We start from the raw sequence: 17,967 nt of genomic DNA on the forward strand, positions 1-17,967 counted from the left end.
CGGTTAGAAACGCAGTTTAATCACCAGAGTTATTAAACAAAATTTGCATTTATAATTTGCTAAATATATCTTCGTAATAATACGGAGCAAGACTATTCCAGGAATACTGGTGTGGTCTTGTTTGTTTTTTATACAGTTTAAACCTACTAGTGAGTCATGACAGAGGTAACATATTATACCAAAGAAGGAATTGAAAAACTTAAAGAAGAGTTGCATTACTTAAAAACGGAAGGCAGGTCTCAGATAGCAAAAGCTATTGCAGAAGCGCGGGATAAGGGAGATCTTTCTGAAAATGCAGAGTATGACGCAGCGAAGGAAGCACAGGGTATGCATGAAGCAAAAATCTCCAAACTTGGAGAATCACTTGCAAATGCCAGGTTAATTGATGAGTCAAAACTGGACTCTTCAAAAGTACTAGCTCTGTCTATAGTTAAAATAAAAAATATTAGAAACGGATCATCAATGACCTATCAGCTCGTTTCGGAAACAGAAGCGGATTTAAAATCAGGTAAGATCTCAGTTAAATCTCCAATAGCGAAAGGTCTGTTGGGTAAATCTGTTGGTGATAAAGTGGAAATTGCGGTTCCGGCCGGTAAAATGGAATTTGAGATACTTGAAATTTCCAGATAATGGGATCAATATTTTCTAAGATAGTTGCCGGAGAGATACCTGCTTATAAAGTGGCTGAGAACGAAGAGTTCTTGGCCTTTTTAGATGTACATCCATTAGTAACGGGACACGTACTTGTAATTCCTAAAGTGGAGGTAGATTACATTTTTGATCTTGAAGATGAAGTTTACATCGGTTTGCATGCATTTGCAAAGAAAGTTGCTTTGGGCATTAAAAAGGCTATTCCATGTCAGCGTGTCGGTGTTGCGGTAATGGGGCTCGAGGTTCCGCACGCTCATATCCATCTCGTTCCGATGAAGAGTATGAGTGACCTAAATTTTTCGAAGCCAAAATTAAACCTCTCGGCAGAGGAGTTTAAGAAAACAGCAGATCTGATTGCCCGGGAAATTAGCTTATAGCTTATCTTTAATTTTCAGAGGGTTGGCACCTGCCAGCCTTCTCTCATTATCCTTTACAAAAGCACCCCAACCAGAATAACTTTTGCTCTCTCCGCTTGTTCCGAGTCGTTGAAAGGAGTGACATACAGCTACCGCAAGCCCATCAGTGGCGTCCAGAAACTGCGGAGTTTCAGTGAATTTTAACAGTGTTTGCAACATTGCAGAGACCTGCTCTTTAGTGGCATTTCCATTCCCTGTAATAGATTGCTTGATTTTTCTTGGAGCGTATTCAAAAATCGGAATGTTTCTGGAAAGAGCCGCGGCCATAGCAACACCCTGCGCCCTCCCTAATTTGAGCATTACCTGGATGTTCTTACCATAGAAAGGAGCTTCAAGGGCCAGGCAATCCGGATGATACTGATCTATCAAAGCGATAGTCTTCTCGAAAATACGCTGAAGTTTTAAAGGATGATCATCTAAATGATCGAGTTTTACGATGCCAAGGTTGATCATTTCAACGTTCTTTTTGACTTCTTTAACAAGCCCATAACCCATTATTGAGGTTCCGGGATCTATTCCCAATATGATTCGCTCCTTTGAATTTTCTTTCTGCATCCAGACAAAAATACTAAACAGTTCGCATTAATAGTTTGCTGAGGATTTTTGTAACATTGCAACAAATTCTATAAATGACCAACAGTAAGAAGAAAACTATCAATACAATTATAAAGATTAGTATTCTGGTACTGGCTGCAGTTTTTATTTTCCATAAACTAAACAACAATAAAAACCTTGTAAACTTTGAGCACCTGCTAAATGGTCTTTCAAAAAATAAGGTCTATAGCATACTTTCACTCGTGTTTGTACTTATGTTGGTAAACTGGTTTTTAGAGGCTCTTAAATGGAGGTTTTTAGTAAAGCCAATACAAAGAATTAGCATAGTGAAGGCGGTAGAGGCAGTTTTTTGCGGACTAACGCTGGCGGTTTTTACTCCTAACAGGATAGGTGAATATGGGGGGCGGGTATTTTTTCTCGCGCCCAGAAAGCGGGTGTTGGGCATAATTGCAATGGGAGTGGGCGCCATAGGACAAATGGTGGTTACCAATATACTTGGAGCCATAGCTATTTTATGGTTTATAGGTAGTTATGTTGAAATGAGCTTTTGGCTCTATTACGGAATAATTACTTTGGTAGTTTTCTATTGCCTCTTTTTTCTATTGTTATATTTTAATATCAGTTTTTTATTGGCCATTCTTAACAGCATTAAATTCTTAAAACGGTTTCAGAAGTTTTTTAGAATATTAGCAAGGTATAAGTATTCGGAGTTAATTGTTGTTTTTTCATATAGTCTGTTACGGTTCATGGTTTTTACATCTCAATACTGCTTGATTATTAGCATGTTAATACCAGATATTCCGCAGTTTCAAATGGTTATGATGATTTTTATACTCTTCTTTATTCAATCAGCTTTACCTTCGCTGGACTTGCTTGATGTAGGGGTAAGAGCCATGACGGCTACATATTTTTTCAGTTTTATTACATCCAATGAAGTGGCTATTATGGCGGCAACAGCTTCCATATGGTTGGTAAATCTTATTATTCCTGCTATTTTAGGCTCCGTATTCGTTTTTAAACTTAATATTTTTGGCACTCACCGCACTTAGCTTTCTTACGTTCACTTTAATAATTTTTTATGCACTGGCTGTACTTTTTTTCAGATATGGCTGGATGAGGATTTCTCTACCAAAAGAAAGCTTAAGTCTGCCTTCAACATTTGTAAGCATTCTGATAGCTGCAAGAAATGAGGAAGATAAAATAGCTACAACTATTGAAGATATTTTGGGTCAGGTTTATCCTAAGGGACTAATAGAGCTGATAGTGATCGACGATCATTCAACAGATCGGACAGCAGAAATTATTTCAGGGTATTCTGATTCAGGGGTTAAGCTTATTAAACTTAATGAGGATAAAGCTTTAAATTCGTATAAGAAAAAAGCAATTTCTGAAGCAATAGCAGTTGCTAAGGGCGAGCTCATCGTTACAACAGATGCAGATTGCAGAATGCATAATAAATGGTTAAGCACCATTGTTTCTTATTACGAAAGCAATCATTTCAAACTGATCTCTTCGCCCGTTGTATTTTATGAGGAAAAGAATTTTTTTGAGCAATTGCAAACCCTGGAATTTTTATACTTAATTGGCCTGGGGGCTGCTACCATAGGAAACAAAAAACCTTCAACCTGTAACGGCGCAAATCTGGCCTACAGAAAAGATGTTTTTCATGAGCTGAAAGGGTTTCAGGGAATAGATGACCTTGCTTCAGGGGATGATGAACTATTTCTGCACAAAGTGGCTTCAAAATATCCGGACGATATTGGCTTTTGTAAGTCATATGATGCCCTGGTGTATACACATGCCAAGCCTACGCTTAGCGATTTTATTAGTCAGAGAAAACGCTGGGCATCTAAAAGTACCCGGTATAAGGATAAAAAAATTGTTGTGCTTGGAGTAAGTATCTGGGTATTTAATTTACTTATTGTTTTTAACGCCGTACTTGGCTTTTTCTATCCAAGTAGCTGGGATGTTCTTTTTATTGTATTGATAATTAAGTTCTTAGTGGAGTTTTTATTTTTGCTGCCCGTTACAGATTTTGTTAAGAGGAAATCATTATTGTTATATTTACCCCTGTTAACCTGCATACATACCATTTATATAATTTATATTGGCATCGCAGGAAATTCAGGTAAATATATTTGGAAAGGCAGGCTCGTAAAATAAATTAAAAAATTTATGCTTAAACGGTTAAATTCTTACTTTTAACGTATTGAACAATCAATTTGGAAGCATTTAATAGCAGTTCTAAAGAGCCTGAAGAAAACGATCTGATTCAGTTGCTGTTAAAGCGGCAGGCTGAATTAAATGCCTTGCTCGAAGTTACTTTAGCAATTAATAAAAATAGCGCAGCATCTGTGCTTTTCGAAATGCTTGAAGTTGTTCTTAAGGTAAACCTTAACGTGGGTAAGATGCGTCTTGTAATAAAAGATGAGCATCAGTTTGCCTGTGTTTCCCGGTTTGGCGGTAATTATGAGAGTTCCAAAGTTCTGCAGCAAATTTGTAAAGAACTTGAACTTACTAAATCAATAATATCTCTTACAAATCATGCCGATGAAATTTTATGTGAGTATGATTTTTTTGTTCCCGTAAGGCACAAAAGAAATACCCTTGCATTTGTTCTTATTGGCGATTTTCATACTAAACCGGAATTAGTTAGTCACGAGCTCAACTTTATTCAGACACTGATAAATATTATAATTGTTGCCTTAGAGAATAAAAAGCTATTTAAGGAGCGTGTACATCGCGAACGCTTTCAGCGTGATATGGAGTTGGCCAGCGAAGTGCAAAGTATGCTCGTACCCCTGCAGCTTCCTAAAAGCGAACGGTTTGAAATAGCTGCGACCTATCTTCCTCACGAGAATATAGGAGGTGATTATTTTGATTTTATCAGGCTAAATGAACACGAGTTTATTTGGTGCATTGCTGATGTGTCTGGTAAAGGTATTTCTGCTGCACTGCTTATGGCAAATCTTCAGGCCAGTTTACGCGCCTGGGCTTCTGTAGAGAGCAGTATGGAGAAAGTGGTTACCAAGCTCAACGAAATTGTCACTTATAATACCCACGGCGAACGATTCATCACGCTTTTCCTCGGCCGCTATAATGAGCTGACAAGAGACATGCAATTTGTAAACGCCGGTCATAATTCTCCGATCCTGATAACAGACGACGGGTTTCGGTTTTTGCAGGAAGGCACAACACTTCTAGGCAGTTTTGATACTCTGCCCTTTGTAAATACCGGAAATTTAACTTTGCCTCCGAACTCTTTAATTTTTAATTATACCGATGGCCTGATTGAAAGCCCGGATGAAGATGTATTTATTTCTGAAGAAGAATTAGTGCATTATCTGCAGCTGCACAGGCACGTTCCGGTAGAAGTTATCAATAAAAACATTCTGACAGATATTCAATCCTCCCGGATGGCAAAAATGAGTTCGGATGATATAACTTTGTTAACAATAAAAATCCTTTAGTGTTGGAAAATCGGGCTTTCAGCTAGCCAATAAATGCCTATTTTTGATTTTTGTTTACATTTTAACTTAGGAGATGCTGTTTTCCTGTTATCAGAAGGAGTTTATAGAAGCTGGATGCGATGAAGCAGGAAGGGGCTGTCTTGCTGGTCCGGTGTTTGCCGCGGCCGTAATATTGCCGCATAACTTTAAACATAAACAGCTTACAGATTCAAAGCAACTCTCGGCAGATGACAGATATGCTTTGCGTAAAGTGATTGAAAAGAAAGCGATTGCTTACGCAGTGGCCAGGGTTGACCATGACGAAATAGACCGGATAAATATTTTAAACGCGTCTTTTTTAGCGATGCATAAAGCTTTGGATATGTTATCCATACAATTTGGCTTTATCCTGATTGATGGTAACCGCTTTAAAAAATATAAAGAAGTGCCTCACGAATGCATCATAAAAGGTGATGGAAAATATTTTTCTATTGCGGCGGCATCTATTCTTGCCAAAACCTACCGGGATGATTTCATGAAAAATATAGCACTGGAACATCCTGAATATGAATGGGCAAGCAATAAAGGTTATCCCACGATAAAGCATCGCGAGGCTGTTCTGAAACATGGATTTTCTCCTTATCACCGCCGCACATTCAGAGTTACTGATCCCCAGTTAGATTTATTTGAACCGGAAGTAGTGATAGAGTGTATTTAATTAAAAACACGCTGGTATGCCGGCCCTCTCAGAGCATTTGATTATTTTCGGCCCTCGATTTAAAATATGAAGGATACCGCCTTAACACAAAAACATATATCATTGGGAGCCAAAATGGTTCCGTTTGCAGGTTTTAATATGCCTGTTCAATATGAAGGAATTAATGTGGAGCATCAGGCCGTGAGAACAGGTGTTGGTGTATTTGATGTGAGCCACATGGGCGAGTTTATTTTAAAAGGAGATAAAGCACTTGACCTGATTCAAATGGTGACTTCTAACGATGCTTCAAAGCTTGTGGATGGAAAGGTGCAGTATTCCTGTTTGCCGAATACAAGTGGAGGAATAGTTGATGATTTGCTGGTATACCGGATTGATGAGAAAACCTATATGTTGGTAGTTAATGCTTCTAACATAGAAAAAGACTGGAACTGGATATCGCAATACAACACCTTTGGAGTAGATATGAAAGATATCTCCGGTCGCACCTCCCTGCTTGCCATACAGGGTCCTAAATCAGCGGAAGCCTTACAGAGCCTTACAGATATTGATTTAGCTTCCATGGAATATTATTCCTTTAAGAAAGGAACTTTTGCAGGGATATCAAATGTGTTAGTATCTGCAACTGGTTATACGGGTGCCGGCGGCTTTGAAATTTATTTCGACGAGCAACACTCAGAGTTCATTTGGGAAGCGATTTTTAACGCAGGAGCAGCTTTTGGTATTAAACCCATTGGTCTTGCTGCCAGAGACACACTTCGTTTAGAAATGGGCTTTTGCCTGTACGGGAACGATATCAGCGATACTACTTCCCCCCTGGAAGCAGGTCTGGGCTGGATCACCAAATTTTCTAAAAGCTTCGTAAATTCAGATGCGCTGGAGGTTCAAAAAAAAAATGGTGTGTCAAGAAAATTGGTTGGGTTCGAACTTATTGACAGAGGAATCCCCCGTCATGATTATCCTATCACAGATGCCGAAGGCAATGAAATTGGCATTGTAACTTCAGGCACTCAGTCTCCCACTCTTCAGAAAGCAATTGGTATGGGGTATGTTAAAACTGACTTTGCCAAGGAAGGAAATGAAATTTATATAAGTATAAGAAATAATCCTGTTAAAGCCAGAATTGTTAAAATGCCTTTTACTAAAGTTTAAGAATGTCTAAAATAGTAGCACTAAAATCAGATAAGTTAAAAATTGAAGTTTGTTTAACACCGGCCTTACTTCCTCTCCATAAATTAGAAAACAGCATTGTTGTTGTGATCGATATTTTCAGGGCAACATCATCCATTTGTTATGGAATTGAAAATGGTGCGGATGCTATAATTCCCGTTTCACATGTTGAAGAATGCGCTGCATATCATGGAACGGAGCATTTGCTAGCTGCCGAAAGAGATGGTGAAGTAGTTGAAGGTTTTGATTTTGGAAATTCTCCCTTTGCATATACCCCCGAAAAAGTAGCAGGTAAAACTATCGTATTAACTACCACAAACGGAACACACGCTATCCAGCTGTCGCGTGGCGCAAAGCGAATTGTTATAGGCTCGTTTTTTAATCTAAGCGCCCTGTCTCAATGGTTAAAAGAGGAAAATGAGCATGTTATCCTGGTTTGTGCCGGATGGAAAAATAATTTCAACCTGGAAGACACAGTTTTCGCAGGTGCTGTAGTTAACCGCTTAAAGAGTGATAAATATACCCTTGACGACGCCGCAATAGCAGCGGAAGATCTCTTTGTTTTGGCTAAGGATGATTTAGGTGCTTTTCTTTCTAAAAGTTCTCATAGCGAACGCTTGAAGAAATTAGGCATCGAAAAGGACATCGCGTTTTGTCTGAGAATAGATGAGACGAGTGCAATTCCGGTATTGGATGGCGACAGGCTGGTGAAATTGTAGCAATCTAAATTGCTATTTTAACTTCTCATTATTTCTATGCCTGTCGGCATCGCGAATATTTTTCTTTTCGAGGTTTTTTTGCAGAGCATCGGTTAAATCAATCCCGGTTTGATTGGCAAGACATATCAGCACAAATAATACATCGGCCATTTCATCGCCCAGATCAACATGTTTATCCGATTCTTTGAAAGATTGTTCGCCGAATTTACGCGACATGATCCGGGCAACTTCACCCACTTCCTCCATCAAAATAGCGGTGTTAGTTAACTCGTTGAAATAACGGATGCCTGTGGTGTTAATCCATTGGTCTACGATCTTTTGAGCTTCTTGTATGGTCATTATAAACACGAGTTTTAAGGCACGAATTACACGAAACTAATTGGTTATTACAAGTGGAATGAGAATTGTGAATTTAAATCATGAGTAACACAAACCTATTTGGTTAAAAAAGTACGCGTTTGAATGCACTTCTAAGCAAGCGGCTATTACCTTATACGACTCATCTTTAAAGAATATTTCAGTCAATTCGTGAATCTATTAATTAGTGATTTTCCTTGTCCTTTGTATCCATTATAATTGTTACCGGGCCATTATTTAATAACTCAATTTTCATATCGGCGCCAAATGTCCCGGACTGGGATGCATTACGGGTAAGTGCATCAAATTCGATTTTCATAAGTTCGAAGTAGTGGCTTGCTTTCTCAGGCTTTGCCGCTCGTGTAAATCCCGGTCGGTTGCCTTTCTTTGTTTGAGCGAATAAGGTGAATTGTGGAATCAGGAGAATATGCCCATCCACATCATTTAGGGACTTATTCATTAATCCCTGCTCATCACTAAAAATGCGCATATGGACGATTTTTTGAGTTAGCCAGATAAGGTCTTCAGTACTGTCAGATTCTTCTATCCCGAGTAAGATCAAAAGTCCGGTACCGATTTTTCCGGTAACATTCCCGTCTACAGTGCATGTTGCATGTGAAACGCGTTGTATTACTGCTCTCATAGTTTATAATATGCAAGATAAGAGAAACAGGCGAGATGAAAGGTTTTATCCTTAAGTTCTATCTTAAACTTATCATTTAGGCCCTTGTGTCATTACCATGATAAATACTGAGATAGCTTTCATATCGTGATAAATCAATTTCGCCTGATTCAACGGCTTCAATAACCTGGCATCCGGGTTCATTAATGTGACGGCAATTATGGAACCTGCATTCATTCAGACGTTCTCTGATTTCAGGAAAGAAGTGTCCCAGGACCTCCGGTTCGATATCAAAAACGCCAAGTTCGCGAATACCGGGAGTATCTATGAGATAGCCGCCTTTGGGAAGATGATGCATTTCCGCGAAGGTCGTAGTATGCTGGCCTTTATCGCTCCAGTCTGAAACAGCGCCAGTTTTAAGATGTATATCAGGAATAAGAGCATTTATAAGTGTGGATTTTCCGACACCAGAGTGGCCGCTGAAAAGGGTGACTTTGTCTTTCAACAAATCCTCAACCTGGTCTACATTAGTGCCTTCCACCGCTGATACTTCATAACAGGGATAGCCTACTTTTTTGTAAATGTTTTCATATTCAGCCAGAACCTCCATTCCTTCTTCGCTAAATAAATCCAGTTTATTAAAAATTAGTCCCGCCGGGATATCATAGGCTTCGGCGGTTACTAAAAACCGGTCGATAAATCCAAGAGAAGTACGCGGTGAAGCTAATGTAACAATCAGGAATGCCTGATCAAGATTGGCCGCGATAATTTGTGATTGCTTTGAAAGATTAATGGATTTACGGATGATGTAATTTTTGCGTGGTTCAAGTTTTACAATAACACCAGTATTTTGATCGGGTTCCATTTCAATGTGCACAATATCACCAACAGCGATTGGATTGGTGGTCCGGATATCTTTGATCCGAAATTTCCCTTTAATGCGGCAGTCAATAACCTCACCAGAATCGTTTACGACCTGGTACCAGCTTCCTGTAGATTTTGTTACTAAAGCTCGCATTCTTTACAGATTTAAAATAATCCTTAAATTGTTTTTTAAGTCCTCTGAGACCTCTTTGGAGATTTTACCCACTCGTTCTTTAATTCGTGAAAGATCTAAGGACCTTATTTGATCTGTAAGTATATAAGATTTTTTTTTAAGTCCGTTTTCTAATGTCGCTTCCACGGGCAATCGTAAAATTTTCATATCACCTCTTTCCTGTGATGAAATCGGGCAGGCAATAAAAGATGAATGTTCGTTTGAATTGAGCAAATCGCTTTGTATAATCAAAACGGGTCTGGTTTTACCAACTTCAGAGCCATTTCCCGGATCCAGATCTGCTATCCAAATATCGAACTGTTTAATCTCAGGATTGTTCTTCATCTAAAAATTTTTGTAAATCAACTAAAGATGCTTCATCAAAATCGCTTATTAGTTCCTGATCGTAACTATTGTCCTTTATAAGAGCAATTTCTTTTTTAATTTGAGTCTCCAGCCTCTTTCTCTTAATAAGGTTATTATAGGCTTTTAAAGCTGTTTTTAGGTAATTACTGCGACTGATTTTTAACTCCTTTACTTGCTCTTCGGTTTCCTCGAATAGTTTATCATCAAGTTTTAATAAAATGCTTTTCATATTATTAATCTTAGATATCAAATTTAGATATACTTATTAGATATACGAAATTTGGAATGGTTTATTTTATATGGAAGAATACATTGATTTTTACACCTGATGGAAGCGGCAGTCCCCGATCTTATCGGGGCTATAGCGTACAGCAGGACTGTAGTTTCCGCAAAGACGAATGCTGCTTTTTCAAAAAAATACAAATTGTTTGTTAATCTAAGATTTTACTGCTTACTTTACGCCCGATTTAAAAAACAATGAAAAAGTATATTTATACCATGGTTACGATTACTACCACCACGCTAAATTTAGCTGGAGGAAGTTCGGATATGGTGTAACTTAATTATAAAAGGAAACCAAAAAACGCCTTCCTCCGTTAGGGGAAGGCGTTTTTTGTTAAAAATTTACGTTAAATGAAGGTCTTAAAATTCGGTGGTACTTCAGTTGGTTCGGTTGACAGCATCCGCACCCTGATAGAAATTCTTAAGAGAGAAAAGTCTGAACGCCAAAACCCGGTAGTGGTATTATCAGCGATGAGCGGAGTTACAAACTTGCTTATCTCGATGGCAGACAGGGCGGCAAATGGCGAGGACTTCTCTGCGCATCTTTCAGAATTAGAAAACCGCCATTTTGATGTGGTTAAAGCATTGTTGGAGGTGCCCCGTCAAAATCCAGTTTTCACCAAGTTAAAACTGTTTTTCAATCAGCTTGAAGATTTGTTGCAGGGGATTTCAAGTTTGCAGGAACTGACGCCAAAAACCCGAGACCTGGTGTTAAGCTATGGAGAGCGCTGTTCTACATTTATGGTGAGCAAAATTGCAGACCAGAATGTTGGTGAAGCCCTTTATGCGGATGCTTCAGAATTGATTAAAACTGATAATACATTTGGTCAGGCTCGTGTTCAAACTGAATTGACAGAACTTCTGATTAAGAACTTTTATGAGCAAAATAGCGATAAGCTGATTTTCGTAACAGGATTTATCGCCAGCAATGAAGCTGGAAAAATAACAACACTAGGTCGCGGGGGCAGTGATTATACTGCAGCCCTGATAGGATCAGCTTTGAATGCGGAGGAAATAGAAATCTGGACGGATGTAAATGGAATGATGACCGCTGATCCAAGGATGGTAAAAAAAGCATTTCCATTGAAGGAGCTTTCGTACACCGAAGCGATGGAGCTTTCATACTTTGGAGCAAAAGTTATTTATCCGCCAACTATGATTCCGGCGTTTTTAAAGAAAATTCCGATTGTTATACGCAACACCTTTGAACCCGATTTTAAAGGGACGGTTATCCGCCACGATTGCCGTGAATCTGAACATCCGATTAAAGGAATTTCATCTATTAACGAAATCAGTGTGCTTAACCTGCAGGGCAGCGGAATGGTTGGCAAGGCAGGTTTTAGCGGTCGTTTGTTTTCTTTACTTTCCAGGGAGCAGATTAACGTTATTCTGATCACCCAGTCATCATCCGAGCACAGTATAACGTTCGCTGTTCATCCCGCGGATGCGGTAAAGGCCAGGCTTTTAATTGAGCAGGAATTTGAGCTTGAGCTTGAAGCAAAAAAGATAGATCTTCCTTCAGTTGAAGAAGACCTGGCTGCTTTAGCTATTGTGGGTGAAAACATGAAACAAACCCCGGGAATTTCCGGCACCCTGTTTCATGCTTTAGGAAGAAATGGTGTGAACGTCAGAGCAATAGCTCAGGGTTCTTCTGAATATAATATTTCTGTAATTATATCTCGTCACGACCTCGCGAAAGCCCTTAATGCTGTTCATGATGCATTTTATACCGAACTTAAAAAGAACCTGAATATCTTCTGTTTAGGAACAGGAAATATTGGCTCAACCCTATTCAGGCAGATTGAAGAGCACAGTGAATTTTTGCAGTTGCAAAATGGGGTGATGATAAATGTTGTGGGCATTAGCAATAGCCGGCAAATGGTATTTAACCCAGGCGGAATAGCGCTGAATAATTGGAAAAATATTTTGGAGCAGGAAGGAGAGGAAGCAGATCTGGCTAGTTTCGTAGCCAGGATGCAGGAAATGAATCTGCCTAACGCTGTTTTTGTAGATAATACAGCAAGTTTGAAACCTATAGCCGTTTATGAAGATGTTTTTCGTTCAAATATTTCGGTAGTTACCTGTAATAAGATAGGTAATTCATCTTCATACAGTCAGTATAAAAACTTCAAGGATTTGGCATTTCTTCATGGAGTAGATTTTTACTACGAAACCAATGTGGGAGCGGGCCTTCCTATTGTTCGTACCTTAAAAGATCTGATGATCAGCGGGGATAGAGTGATCAGGATTGAAGCTATTCTTTCCGGAACGATTTCTTTTATCTTCAATAATTTTAAGGGTGATGTAACTTTTCACGATATAGTAAAACAGGCGCAGGAAAAAGGCTTTACAGAGCCCGATCCGCGTGATGACCTTCGAGGAACAGATTTTATGAGAAAAATGCTTATCCTGGCCCGCGATGCCGGATATCAATTGGAGCCCGATGAAGTGGAAATAGAAAGTATGCTGCCTGAGGCATGTATAAATGCTACCAGCGTGGAAGAGTTCTATCAAGAGTTAAAGAATAATAATGCATTTTTTGAGAATTTGAAGAATGAAGCTGCTAAGGGAGGAAAAGTCTTACGCTATATCGGTATGCTGGAAGACGGAAAAGTTTCGATCTCCCTTCAAATGGTAGATGATAGTCATCCTTTTTATATGCTTTCAGGAAGTGATAATATTATCTCTTTTACAACCGACAGGTATAAAGAAAGACCACTGGTCGTAAAAGGCCCTGGAGCAGGTGCCGAAGTTACAGCAGCAGGTGTATTTGCAGATATTGTTAATGTGGGCGCTCAATATCCAAACTATTTTTAGAAACGCTTATTAATACGCTTTGTCATCTCGACGAAGGAGAGATCTTATCACTTTAGATTTCTCCTTGTGGTCGAAATAACAAAAACGATGATTTATGAAAGAATCAATTAGAGTTTTTGCTCCGGCTACCATAGCTAATGTTGTTTGCGGGTATGATATACTTGGACTGGCGGTTGATGCTCCCGGAGATGAAGTGATCATGCGCAGGAAGTCTGAGCCTGGAGTAATAATTACAAAAATTTCTGGTGATGACGGTCGTCTTCCTATGGACGCTTCAAGAAATACGGTAAGTGCAAGTGTACAGCATTACCTTCATCACATCGGCCGTGCTGATGTTGGGGTTGAAATAGAACTACATAAAAAAATGCCGATCGGGAGTGGATTGGGATCAAGTTCGGCAAGTACTGTCGCTGGATTGTTCGCTATAAATGCTTTGCTTGATAATCCTTTGTCGAAAATGGAACTTGTCCCCTTTGCGATGAAAGGTGAGGAGCTGGCCTGCGGTACCGGTCATGCCGACAATGTGGCTCCGGCTATTTTAGGTGGTTTCGTACTAATCAGAAGCTATGAACCGTTGGATATTATAAAGCTCTCCTATCCGGAGAATTTGCATTGTGCGATCGTCTTTCCCGAGGTTGATGTGCCTACAAGGGATGCAAGAAAGATGATTCGCGAAAAAGTATTATTAAAAGATGCTGTTGTGCAATGGGGTAATATAGCCGGCCTGGTAACGGGTCTGTTTATGAAGGACCTGGACCTAATAGGCCGCAGTATGAAGGATGTTTTGGTAGAGCCGGTTCGTTCTATTTTAATACCAGACTTCTATAAAATGCGTGAAATCGCTCTTGAAAACGGGGCCATTAGTTTTGGTATTTCGGGATCTGGACCATCCGTGTTTGCATTTACAAAGGATGCCGATACCTCAGTTAAAATTACAACAGCTATACAACAGCATCTCTCAAAACTTAATATAGGAAGCCAGGCTTATACATCGGCGGTGAACGCGGATGGTCCGAAAATTCTAGATTAATAAGGTTAAACTAATTCGCCTTAGGGGCGGATACAAATTGCAAAACTTGAAACTTTACAGCACCAATAATCCAGCATCATCCGTAGATTTTAAAGAAGCGGTATTTAACAGCATGCCACAGGATAAAGGTTTATATATGCCTTCATCTATACCGGCTTTAGACCCTGATTTCATTAATTCTATTGAAAATTATTCTTTGAAAGAAATCGCGTTTAAGGTTGCAAAAAACTTATTGCAGGATGCTATTCCTGATGCGGATCTGAAGGCGATTGTTGATAACGCGATCAATTTTCCGGCACCCGTTGTCGAACTTGATGAAAAGACCTATGTACTGGAACTTTTTCATGGCCCTTCATTGGCGTTTAAAGATTTTGGTGCACGGTTTATGAGCCGTATTATGGCTTATTTTCTTGAAGAAGGAGAGAAAACCCTGAATGTTTTAGTTGCGACTTCGGGCGATACCGGGGGCGCCGTTGCACTGGGCTTTTTAGGTGTTGAAAATACCCAGGTCACTATATTATATCCCAAAGGAAAAGTTAGTCCGATTCAGGAATTGCAGCTGACTACAAATGGTCAAAATATTCGTGCTGTTGAAATCGATGGCACTTTCGATGATTGCCAGGCCCTGGTTAAACAAGCTTTTGTAGATGCCGATTTAAATAAAAAATTCAGGCTTACATCTGCTAATTCAATCAATATATCTCGTTTAGTGCCCCAAACTTTTTATTATTTTAATGCCTATGCGCAGTTAAAACGTGAAGGGAAAACGGATGTAATATTTTCTGTCCCAAGCGGAAATTTCGGGAATATTGGTGCAGGCCTGCTCGCCTGGAAAATGGGCTTACCCGTAAAACAATTTATTGCTGCTACAAATGCGAACGATACCGTTCCGGAATTTTTCAAAACAGGCTCATACCAGGCGAAGCCTTCTGTTGCAACACTCTCAAATGCTATGGATGTGGGAGCTCCGAGCAATTGGGTACGGATTATGGACTTGTTTAAAAATGACCTGCAGGAAATAAAGAAGGTGGTGTCTTCTGCAAGTTATACCGATGAACAAACCCGCGAGTCGGTTCAAAAAATATTTAAGGATTATAATTATGTAGTTTGTCCGCATACAGCGATTGCCTGGTTGGCCGTGGAAGATTACCGGAAGCAATCGGGAGATGAAGCAAGCACAGGAGTTTTTCTGGCGACTGCTCATCCTTGTAAGTTTCCTGATGTATACGATGCGCAGATGACAAGCATGATCATTATACCTGATCAGGTTGAATCTTTGATTGGTAAACCGAAACAGTCTGTGGAAATGCCGGCAGACTTTAATTTGTTTAAGGAGTATTTGTTAAATAATTAGCGCGTGCGCATAGATTGTTTTTATGCGTATCTTTGTTGTATGAAAGCTAAAATTAATCTGTCTATTGATGAAAGGCTTGTGTATAAGATCAAAGCTTATGCTGAAGAAAAACATACCAGCGTTTCTGAATTGGTCGAAGAGTACTTTAAGCGTACGGTAGAAAAGACGGTAAAAATGAATAATCTGATTGATCTGGTCAAAAGTTTGCCTAAGGTTGAGCTTCCTTATGCGGATGATGTGGATTTGAAAAAGCAATATTACGAAGAGCAGGCATCGAAATATGGCTTCTAAGATATTTTTAGATGCGAATGTTTGTATTGATTTTCTACTTCAACGGAAAGGTTATGAACCATCTGAGGGAGTATTTGAAAAAATTATTTCACAGGAGTTTAGAGGATATACCACTCCGGCGATCATTCACATTATAGCATATTTATTGAAAAAGGTTCACCCCAAAGCTACAGTCAAAATATTAGTTCTTAATTTGCTGGCAAATGTACAAGTGATTGACTGTAATCATGAAGTAGCAGTAAACGCAGTCAATTCTCAAATGGCTGATATAGAAGATGCGCTTCAATATTATACAGCAATGCATTATAAAATTGATTATTTCATATCTCTGGATAAGAATTTAATCAAATCCGCAATTCCCACTTTGCCAATTTACACCCCAGAACAACTTCTCCAGGAGTTTACTGAATAAGTATGATCACAACTATAATTTTTGATTTAGGCGGAGTTTTAATCGATTGGAAGCCTGAATACCTTTACACGAATATTTTTGCAGATGAGATGGAAATGCGGCACTTTCTTGATACGGTTTGTTCAGGCGACTGGAACGAAGAACAGGATGCAGGGCGCACCATTAAAGAAGGGACTGATTTTCTTGTAAGTCAATTCCCCGATCATGAAGAAAATATCAAAGCATATTATGGGCGGTGGGAAGAAATGCTTGGCGGAGCAATCGGAGAAACAGTAGAGATTTTTAAAGAATTAAAGTCCGCCGAAAAGTATAAAATCTATGCTTTAACCAATTGGTCGGAAGAAACATTCCCCATTGCTCAACGGAAGTTTGATTTTCTGAATTGGTTCGATGGTATTGTGGTTTCGGGTACAGAAAGGATGCGTAAGCCTGATCCTTCATTTTATCAGTTAATTTTAGACCGTTATCAATTACCGGCGGATGAGGTTTTGTTTATTGATGATAACTTAAGGAATATAAAAGCTGCTCTTGAAATGGGTATTGATAGCATTCATTTTACAAGTCCTGAAGAATTAAGGATTGAGCTGGAAGAAAGAGGGGGATTGTAATTAAAGAGTTTAAGGCCGTTTGTATCTTTCTAAATCTGAATGTGAAATATAGATAGCAGCACTCCCGAACTTGTTTCGGGAGTGCTGAAAAAAATACTCGAAATGACAAAATTCTCTAATGCCTAAAATATCGCCTCAGCAATTCTCTTTGTCGGCCCGGGGTTACTCATTGTATAGAAATGCAATACAGGAGCACCGAACTTCATAAGTTCTTTACATTGCTCAATCATATATTCAATCCCTACTTCTTTGACATCTTTTTCTGACGAGCAGGCCGATATCGCTTTTGTCAGATCCTCAGGTAAATCCAAATGAAAGATCTTTGGAAGGCTCACCAGTTGTTTGGATGAAGTAATAGGTTTTAATCCTGGTATTATAGGAACATTGATCCCGTTTTCGCGGCAAAGATTTACGAAATCAAAATATTTCTGATTATCAAAAAACATTTGGGTAACAATGAAATCGGCACCCATATCAATTTTCATTTTCAGATAATCGAAATCGGTTGACATGTTAGGGGCTTCAAAGTGTTTCTCCGGATACGCTGCTACCCCGACACAGAAATCAGACTTATTTGATTCATTATGGTCGTGAAGATATTTGCCTCTGTTTAAATTGAGTACCTGGTCCAGCAGATCTGTTGCGAAGGCGTGTCCACCAGGTGTCGGAATAAATCCGGCATCGCCTTTACGGGCATCTCCTCTTAATACCAGTACATTATCAATGCCAAGAAACTGAAGATCAATCAGTGCATTTTCTGTCTCTTCTTTAGTAAACCCGCCGCATATCAAATGAGGGACTGCATCGACTTTGTAGCGGTTGATAATAGCTGCGCAAATAGCAACCGTACCCGGACGTTTACGATAGGCTACCTGCTCAAGCAAGCCGTTAGGGTGTTGTTTGTATATAAAGTCTTCGCGATGATAAGTTACATCAATAAACGGTGGTTTAAACTCCATTAATGGATCTATCGCATCATAAATATTTTGAATACGTTGCCCTTTAACAGGGGGGAGAAGTTCGAAAGAAAAAAGAGTTTTTCCGTTTGCGTTTTTAATGTGTTCAGTTATCTTCATATCAATTCGCCGCAGGCGAAACGTTTTTTTTGTAATTATTT

The 17,967-nt window shown here is 39.2% G+C and carries 21 protein-coding genes; 14 read left to right on the forward strand and 7 right to left on the reverse strand.

Annotated features, from left to right (window positions below):
• The first annotated feature begins 156 nt into the window (after positions 1–156).
• Together greA and WG906_RS14555 are read left to right on the forward strand one after the other, a co-directional pair.
• On the forward strand, positions 157–630 hold the full coding sequence (gene greA, locus WG906_RS14550) for a transcription elongation factor GreA (protein ID WP_339993487.1): 474 nt from the start codon (positions 157–159) through the stop codon (positions 628–630).
• Positions 630–1,028 (forward strand): HIT family protein, encoded by a 399-nt coding sequence (locus WG906_RS14555; protein WP_339993489.1) that lies wholly within the window; start codon positions 630–632, stop codon positions 1,026–1,028. Before greA ends, WG906_RS14555 begins: the two co-directional genes overlap by 1 nt.
• Here WG906_RS14555 and ruvC read toward each other — a convergent pair.
• Positions 1,023–1,622, reverse strand: coding sequence for a crossover junction endodeoxyribonuclease RuvC (ruvC, locus tag WG906_RS14560; RefSeq protein WP_339993490.1), 600 nt, complete (start codon positions 1,620–1,622; stop codon positions 1,023–1,025). The two genes, WG906_RS14555 and ruvC, sit on opposite strands and share 6 nt — an antisense overlap.
• Positions 1,623–1,696: 74 nt before the next feature.
• Here ruvC and WG906_RS14565 point away from each other — a divergent pair, with 74 nt between their 5' ends.
• The 6 genes from WG906_RS14565 (at position 1,697) to WG906_RS14590 (ending at position 7,675) form a co-directional block, all read left to right on the forward strand.
• Entirely contained in the window at positions 1,697–2,671 is a 975-nt protein-coding gene (locus WG906_RS14565) for a lysylphosphatidylglycerol synthase domain-containing protein (RefSeq protein WP_339993491.1), read from the forward strand.
• Positions 2,652–3,785, forward strand: coding sequence for a glycosyltransferase family 2 protein (locus tag WG906_RS14570; RefSeq protein ID WP_431844484.1), 1,134 nt, complete (start codon positions 2,652–2,654; stop codon positions 3,783–3,785). Before WG906_RS14565 ends, WG906_RS14570 begins: the two co-directional genes overlap by 20 nt.
• Positions 3,786–3,844: 59 nt before the next feature.
• Positions 3,845–5,092 (forward strand): PP2C family protein-serine/threonine phosphatase, encoded by a 1,248-nt coding sequence (locus tag WG906_RS14575; RefSeq protein ID WP_339993492.1) that lies wholly within the window; start codon positions 3,845–3,847, stop codon positions 5,090–5,092.
• Positions 5,093–5,165: 73 nt separating this feature from the next.
• Positions 5,166–5,789: a ribonuclease HII gene (gene rnhB / locus WG906_RS14580; RefSeq protein ID WP_339993493.1), complete on the forward strand. Its 624-nt coding sequence runs from the start codon at positions 5,166–5,168 to the stop codon at positions 5,787–5,789.
• 66 nt (positions 5,790–5,855) lie between these two features.
• Complete coding sequence (gene gcvT / locus WG906_RS14585) at positions 5,856–6,938, forward strand: glycine cleavage system aminomethyltransferase GcvT (protein WP_339993494.1); 1,083 nt, start codon at positions 5,856–5,858, stop codon at positions 6,936–6,938.
• A 2-nt stretch (positions 6,939–6,940) separates the two neighbouring features.
• Complete coding sequence (locus tag WG906_RS14590; RefSeq protein WP_339993495.1) at positions 6,941–7,675, forward strand: 2-phosphosulfolactate phosphatase; 735 nt, start codon at positions 6,941–6,943, stop codon at positions 7,673–7,675.
• A gap of 12 nt (positions 7,676–7,687) precedes the next feature.
• Here the strand turns inward: WG906_RS14590 and WG906_RS14595 are convergent, their stop codons facing one another.
• The 5 genes from WG906_RS14595 to WG906_RS14615 all read right to left on the reverse strand — a co-directional run bounded on the left by WG906_RS14595 (position 7,688) and on the right by WG906_RS14615 (position 10,285).
• A complete protein-coding gene (locus WG906_RS14595) occupies positions 7,688–8,014 on the reverse strand; it encodes a nucleotide pyrophosphohydrolase (RefSeq protein ID WP_339993496.1) in 327 nt (108 codons plus the stop codon).
• A gap of 202 nt (positions 8,015–8,216) precedes the next feature.
• Entirely contained in the window at positions 8,217–8,675 is a 459-nt protein-coding gene (dtd, locus tag WG906_RS14600; RefSeq protein ID WP_339993497.1) for a D-aminoacyl-tRNA deacylase, read from the reverse strand.
• A gap of 76 nt (positions 8,676–8,751) precedes the next feature.
• A complete protein-coding gene (gene rsgA, locus WG906_RS14605; protein ID WP_339993498.1) occupies positions 8,752–9,672 on the reverse strand; it encodes a ribosome small subunit-dependent GTPase A in 921 nt (306 codons plus the stop codon).
• A gap of 3 nt (positions 9,673–9,675) precedes the next feature.
• Positions 9,676–10,035 (reverse strand): type II toxin-antitoxin system PemK/MazF family toxin, encoded by a 360-nt coding sequence (locus tag WG906_RS14610; RefSeq protein WP_339993499.1) that lies wholly within the window; start codon positions 10,033–10,035, stop codon positions 9,676–9,678.
• Positions 10,019–10,285 carry a hypothetical protein gene (locus WG906_RS14615; protein ID WP_339993500.1) on the reverse strand — a complete coding sequence of 89 codons (267 nt, stop codon included), beginning with the start codon at positions 10,283–10,285 and terminating at the stop codon, positions 10,019–10,021. The genes WG906_RS14610 and WG906_RS14615 overlap by 17 nt, the downstream gene beginning before the upstream one ends.
• Before the next feature lie 404 nt (positions 10,286–10,689).
• Between WG906_RS14615 and thrA the strand changes: the two genes are divergently transcribed.
• The 6 genes from thrA (at position 10,690) to WG906_RS14645 (ending at position 16,850) form a co-directional block, all read left to right on the forward strand.
• Positions 10,690–13,155, forward strand: a complete 2,466-nt coding sequence (gene thrA, locus WG906_RS14620) for a bifunctional aspartate kinase/homoserine dehydrogenase I (protein WP_339993501.1) — start codon at positions 10,690–10,692, stop codon at positions 13,153–13,155.
• Between the two features lie 94 nt (positions 13,156–13,249).
• Positions 13,250–14,185 carry a homoserine kinase gene (locus tag WG906_RS14625; RefSeq protein WP_339993503.1) on the forward strand — a complete coding sequence of 312 codons (936 nt, stop codon included), beginning with the start codon at positions 13,250–13,252 and terminating at the stop codon, positions 14,183–14,185.
• 46 nt (positions 14,186–14,231) lie between these two features.
• A complete protein-coding gene (gene thrC, locus WG906_RS14630; RefSeq protein ID WP_339993504.1) occupies positions 14,232–15,539 on the forward strand; it encodes a threonine synthase in 1,308 nt (435 codons plus the stop codon).
• A 39-nt stretch (positions 15,540–15,578) separates the two neighbouring features.
• The gene (locus tag WG906_RS14635) at positions 15,579–15,830 is read left to right on the forward strand and encodes a DUF6364 family protein (protein ID WP_339993505.1); all 252 of its coding nucleotides are present in this window, start codon (positions 15,579–15,581) and stop codon (positions 15,828–15,830) included.
• A complete protein-coding gene (locus tag WG906_RS14640) occupies positions 15,820–16,242 on the forward strand; it encodes a type II toxin-antitoxin system VapC family toxin (protein WP_339993506.1) in 423 nt (140 codons plus the stop codon). The genes WG906_RS14635 and WG906_RS14640 overlap by 11 nt, the downstream gene beginning before the upstream one ends.
• A gap of 2 nt (positions 16,243–16,244) precedes the next feature.
• On the forward strand, positions 16,245–16,850 hold the full coding sequence (locus WG906_RS14645) for an HAD family hydrolase (RefSeq protein ID WP_339993507.1): 606 nt from the start codon (positions 16,245–16,247) through the stop codon (positions 16,848–16,850).
• A 122-nt stretch (positions 16,851–16,972) separates the two neighbouring features.
• Here WG906_RS14645 and WG906_RS14650 read toward each other — a convergent pair whose 3' ends face one another.
• Positions 16,973–17,926, reverse strand: coding sequence for a methylenetetrahydrofolate reductase (locus WG906_RS14650; protein WP_339993509.1), 954 nt, complete (start codon positions 17,924–17,926; stop codon positions 16,973–16,975).
• Between the last annotated feature and the right edge of the window lie 41 nt (positions 17,927–17,967).

The organism is Pedobacter superstes (assembly GCF_037622515.1).
Lineage (GTDB): Bacteria > Bacteroidota > Bacteroidia > Sphingobacteriales > Sphingobacteriaceae > Paradesertivirga > Paradesertivirga superstes.

Bases quoted from the DNA above. Each gene is read 5' to 3' on its own strand.
- greA (WP_339993487.1), top strand. From the start codon at position 157: ATGACAGAGGTAACATATTATACCAAAGAAGGAATTGAAAAACTTAAA.
- WG906_RS14555 (WP_339993489.1), top strand. From the start codon at position 630: ATGGGATCAATATTTTCTAAGATAGTTGCCGGAGAGATACCTGCTTAT.
- ruvC (WP_339993490.1), bottom strand. From the start codon at position 1,622: ATGCAGAAAGAAAATTCAAAGGAGCGAATCATATTGGGAATAGATCCC.
- WG906_RS14565 (WP_339993491.1), top strand. From the start codon at position 1,697: ATGACCAACAGTAAGAAGAAAACTATCAATACAATTATAAAGATTAGT.
- rnhB (WP_339993493.1), top strand. From the start codon at position 5,166: ATGCTGTTTTCCTGTTATCAGAAGGAGTTTATAGAAGCTGGATGCGAT.
- gcvT (WP_339993494.1), top strand. From the start codon at position 5,856: ATGAAGGATACCGCCTTAACACAAAAACATATATCATTGGGAGCCAAA.
- WG906_RS14590 (WP_339993495.1), top strand. From the start codon at position 6,941: ATGTCTAAAATAGTAGCACTAAAATCAGATAAGTTAAAAATTGAAGTT.
- WG906_RS14595 (WP_339993496.1), bottom strand. From the start codon at position 8,014: ATGACCATACAAGAAGCTCAAAAGATCGTAGACCAATGGATTAACACC.
- dtd (WP_339993497.1), bottom strand. From the start codon at position 8,675: ATGAGAGCAGTAATACAACGCGTTTCACATGCAACATGCACTGTAGAC.
- rsgA (WP_339993498.1), bottom strand. From the start codon at position 9,672: ATGCGAGCTTTAGTAACAAAATCTACAGGAAGCTGGTACCAGGTCGTA.
- WG906_RS14610 (WP_339993499.1), bottom strand. From the start codon at position 10,035: ATGAAGAACAATCCTGAGATTAAACAGTTCGATATTTGGATAGCAGAT.
- WG906_RS14615 (WP_339993500.1), bottom strand. From the start codon at position 10,285: ATGAAAAGCATTTTATTAAAACTTGATGATAAACTATTCGAGGAAACC.
- thrA (WP_339993501.1), top strand. From the start codon at position 10,690: ATGAAGGTCTTAAAATTCGGTGGTACTTCAGTTGGTTCGGTTGACAGC.
- WG906_RS14625 (WP_339993503.1), top strand. From the start codon at position 13,250: ATGAAAGAATCAATTAGAGTTTTTGCTCCGGCTACCATAGCTAATGTT.
- WG906_RS14635 (WP_339993505.1), top strand. From the start codon at position 15,579: ATGAAAGCTAAAATTAATCTGTCTATTGATGAAAGGCTTGTGTATAAG.
- WG906_RS14640 (WP_339993506.1), top strand. From the start codon at position 15,820: ATGGCTTCTAAGATATTTTTAGATGCGAATGTTTGTATTGATTTTCTA.
- WG906_RS14645 (WP_339993507.1), top strand. From the start codon at position 16,245: ATGATCACAACTATAATTTTTGATTTAGGCGGAGTTTTAATCGATTGG.
- WG906_RS14650 (WP_339993509.1), bottom strand. From the start codon at position 17,926: ATGAAGATAACTGAACACATTAAAAACGCAAACGGAAAAACTCTTTTT.